The organism is Tabrizicola sp., from assembly GCF_036781545.1.
Classification (GTDB): domain Bacteria; phylum Pseudomonadota; class Alphaproteobacteria; order Rhodobacterales; family Rhodobacteraceae; genus Tabrizicola.
The window spans coordinates 1-4,174 of record NZ_DAIQAT010000223.1 but is presented as its reverse complement, the minus strand read 5'-3'; the positions used below and the strand labels follow the sequence as shown (position 1 = coordinate 4,174).

Genomic DNA, 4,174 nt, shown 5'->3' with positions numbered 1-4,174 from the left:
TCCTTGACCACGAAGCGGATGTTGCCATCGGTGGTGATCAGCTGGTCGACCTCGGAATAGGCCTTGCGGCAATAGCCGCAGCGATAGTCCATGAATTCGACAAGGGTGATGTCGCCCTGCGGATTGCCGCCGACCCAGTCGTTGGCATTGGCGAAGATCACGTCGCTGTTCATGGTGATGAACTGGCTGTCGCGCGCCAGGGCTGCATCGTCTTCGCGCTGGCGGAGCACGTCCATCGCCTCGATCAGCACTTCCGGGTGGTCCAGAAGATAGGCCCGCACCTCGTCGCGGAGGGCGGAACGCTCGGCCTCGGTCATCGTGCTTGCGGCGGCGCCTGTCGCCGGGGTTGCGGGCGCGGTCTGGGGCAGGTCTTCGGCAAAGGCGGGAAGGCTGGCAAGGCCGGCGATCAGGCCGAGGGCAAGGCGGGTCATGCGGTCTCCTGGATGGCCGCAGGCCTGCGGCGGCGGGCAGGATAGGGGCGGGGTCCGGGCAAGACAAGGCGCTCTCCGTTTCGTGATGCGAGGGAGAGGCGCCCCGGAAGACCCTCGCCGCGCGCGCCGTATTCTCTCCGCGCCCCGGCGAGACGTGCCGAAGTCATCCGCAAGCCCTCCGGGGTCCCTCGCGGGAATTTACAATCTGCGGACAAGCGGGGATAAGGCGGCGATGATCCTGCTTCGTCCCCTTCTCGTGCTTCTGCTTCTTGCCCTTCCGGTCGCGGCAGAAAAGCTGTCGGCGCTGGCGAAGGTGAACCCGCTGCGGTCGGGGATCGTGGCGACGGCGGACGGCGGGCTGGAGCTGAAGGTGGCGCTGAGCCAGCCGGTGCCCTGGCGGCTGCGGCTGATGGACGACCCGCCGCGGCTGGTGATCGACGCGCGCGAGATCGACTGGCGCGGCGTCGAGGCGCTGGCGGTGGTGCGGCCCGGCGTGTCGCTGCGGGCGGGGGCCTTCCGGCCGGGCTGGTCGCGGCTGGTGCTGGAACTGGCAGGGCCGTTGAAGGTGGTAAGGGCCGAGATGGTGACGGGCGATGAGCCGCGGATCGAGCTGGCGCTGGCGCCCAGCGATGCCGCAAGCTTCGCGCTTGAAGCCGCGCGACCGGACCTGCCGGACTGGGCCCTGCCCGAGGCGGCCCGGCTGGTGCCGCCGCTGCCCGCAGGTGGTGGGCCGCTGGTGGTGGTGCTGGACCCCGGCCATGGGGGCATCGACCCCGGGGCCGAGCGCGAGGATCACAGCGAGGCCGCGCTGATGCTGACCTTTGCGCGCGAGCTGAAAGAGGCGCTTGTGCGCGACGGGCGGTTCCGGGTGATGATGACGCGGGACGAGGATGTCTTCGTGCCGCTGGAGACCCGCACCTCGATCGCGCGCGAGGCCGGGGCGGATGTGTTCCTGTCGCTCCACGCCGATGCGCTGGCCGAGGGCGACGCGCAGGGGGCGACGGTCTATACGCTGGCCGAGGAAGCCTCGGACGCGGCCTCGGCGGCGCTGGCGGAACGGCATGACCGCGACGACCTTCTCGCCGGGGTCGACCTGAGCGATCAGGACGATGTGGTGGCCGAGGTGCTGATGGACATGGCCCGCACCGAGACCCGGCCCCGCGCCGAGCGGCTGGCCGAGACAATCGTGACCGCGATCAAGGGCGCAGAGATCCGGATGCACCGTCATCCGCACCAGTCAGGGGGATTTTCGGTGCTGAAGTCCCCTGACATTCCGTCCGTGCTTCTGGAAGTGGGGTTCCTGTCGTCGGACCGGGACTATCGGCGGCTGGCCGATCCGGCCTGGCGGTCTAAGCTGGCCGGGGCGCTGGTGCAGGCGCTGGGAACCTGGGCCGGGGAAGACGCGGCGCTCCGCGCAGCGGCGGCGCCCTGACCGCGGAACCCCGCCTGAACAGGAATTCGTGAAGGGTCAAAGCCGGGCCAAGGTTTTGACGCGGGGCCGCGTCTGGTATACTGCGGGGGCGCAAACGGAAGGGGGACCTCGTGCTGAGGTTTGTCGGAAACGTTCTGGGGGGCCTCTTCTCGGCGGTGACGCTGGGGCTGATCTTCGCCGCCCTGACGCTGGGCGGCATCTTCTACATGTATTCCCGCGACCTGCCGAGCCACCAGAACCTCGCGCAATACACCCCCGCGACGATCAGCCGGATCTATTCCGGCGAGGGGCGGATCATCGACGAATTCGCGCAGGAGCGGCGGCTTTTCGTGGCGTCGGAGGATATTCCCGACCTGGTGAAACAGGCCTTCATCAGCGCCGAGGACAAGAACTTCTACCACCACCACGGCTATGACACCCGCGGCATGGTCGCGGCCCTGGTCGAGGCGGTGCAGAGCCGCGGCGAAAGCATGCGGGGGGCCTCGACCATCACCCAGCAGGTGATGAAGAACTTCCTTCTGGACGGCTCGCGCTCGGTCGAACGGAAGATCAAGGAGATCATCCTGGCCACCCGGCTGGAGCAGACGCTGTCCAAGGACAAGATCCTGGAGCTGTATCTGAACGAGATCTTCCTCGGGAAGAACAGCTACGGCGTGGCGGCGGCGGCCCAGACCTATTTCAACAAGCCCCTGACCGCCCTCGCGCCGCACGAGGCCGCGATGCTGGCCGCGATGCCGCAGGCGCCGGGGAAATATGACCCTGTGACCAACAAGGAGCGGGTGACGGAGCGGCGGAACTACGTCCTGCGCGAGATGTGGCAGAACGGCTATATCGACGAGGCGACCTATCTGTCCGAGAAGGACATGCCGCTGCGCACGGTGCAGAACGGCGATTTCGAGGCCTTCCGCGATGCGCTGCCCCCGCGCGATTATTTCACCGACGAGATCCGTCGCCAGCTGTCGGGCGTCTTTGGCGAGCAGGAGTTCTTCTCGGGCGGGCTGACCATCCGCGCAACGGTGGACCCCGACATGCAGAAGGCGGCCGCCGAGGCGCTGCGCAAGGGGCTGGAGCAATACGACCGCAATGCAGGGGTCTGGCGCGGCACCGGCAAGACCCTGCCGGCCGAGGTTCTCGGCTCGGAGGCGGCCTGGCGCGACGCGCTTGCCAAGCTGGAGCTGCCGCGCGACGTGCCCAGCTGGTTCCCGGCGGTGGTGCTGGAGGTGGGCGACACCGCGGCCCGCATCGGCATCGAGGGCGTCGCCGATGACGAGGATGGCCACTTCATCCCGGCGGAAGACGTCACCTGGGCAAGGAAGCGTCAGGCGGACGGGAAGCTCGGCAAGAAGGCCAAGGTGGCGGGCGACCTCGTCTCGGTCGGCGACGTGGTTCTGGTCCGCGCCGTCACCAACAAGGACGGCACCTTCAACCGCTGGTCGCTGCGCCAGATCCCGGAAGTGCAGGGCGCCTTCATGGCGATGGACGTGAACACCGGCCGGGTTCTGGCCATGCAGGGCGGGTTCAGCTACCAGGATTCGGTCTTCAACCGGACCACCCAGGCGACGCGCCAGCCGGGGTCGAGCTTCAAGCCCTTCGTCTATGCCGCGGCGCTGGACAGCGGGTTTACCCCGGCGACCATCGTGGTCGACGCGCCGATCGAGATCGAAACGCCCCAGGGCCTGTGGACGCCGAAGAATGCCTCGAACCGGTTCTACGGGCCGACGCCGCTTCGCACGGGGATCGAACAGTCGCGGAATCTGATGACCGTGCGGATCGCGCAGGAAATCGGCATGCAGACCGTCGCGGGCTATGCCGAACGCTTCGGGGTCTATGACCGGATGGGCCCGTTCCTGGCCAATGCGCTTGGCGCGCAGGAGACCACGCTATTCAAGATGGTCGCCGCCTACGCCATGTTCGCCAACGGCGGCGAACGGGTGGAGCCGACGCTGGTCGACCGGGTGCAGGACCGGTTCGGCAAGACCATCTACCGGCATGACCAGCGTGTCTGCGAGGATTGCGCCCAGCCCGAGCTTCGGCCGGGCGAGGGGGTGCGCATCGATTCCAACCGCGAGCGCGTCATGAACGCGATCACCGCCTACCAGCTGACCAGCATGATGGAGGGCGTGGTCAAGCGCGGCTCGGCCAGCCGCTTGCGTCTGCCGGTCCCCATCGCGGGCAAGACCGGCACGACGAACGACGCCAAGGACGTCTGGTTCATCGGCTATTCCTCCAACATCGTGGCGGGCTGCTACATCGGCTACGACCAGCCGAAGACGCTGGGCGAAAGCGCCTTCGGCGGCACCCTCTGCGTGCC

At 68.0% G+C, this 4,174-nt stretch carries 3 protein-coding genes; 2 read left to right on the top strand and 1 reads right to left on the bottom strand.

Annotated elements, in window-relative coordinates; all coding sequences use genetic code 11:
- On the bottom strand, nt 1-431 hold a 431-nt coding region (locus tag V7Q39_RS19590), incomplete at its 3' end, for a DsbA family protein (RefSeq protein ID WP_333818290.1).
- Between the two features lie 232 nt (nt 432-663).
- Here V7Q39_RS19590 and V7Q39_RS19585 point away from each other — a divergent pair.
- Both V7Q39_RS19585 and V7Q39_RS19580 read left to right on the top strand, forming a co-directional pair.
- Entirely contained in the window at nt 664-1,863 is a 1,200-nt protein-coding gene (locus V7Q39_RS19585; protein WP_333818289.1) for an N-acetylmuramoyl-L-alanine amidase, read from the top strand.
- Between the two features lie 110 nt (nt 1,864-1,973).
- A partial coding sequence (locus V7Q39_RS19580; protein WP_333818288.1) for a penicillin-binding protein 1A occupies nt 1,974-4,174 on the top strand: 2,201 nt, incomplete at its 3' end.

Excerpts from the sequence above, each read along its gene's own strand:
- V7Q39_RS19585 (WP_333818289.1), top strand. The coding sequence starts at position 664 with ATGATCCTGCTTCGTCCCCTTCTCGTGCTTCTGCTTCTTGCCCTTCCG.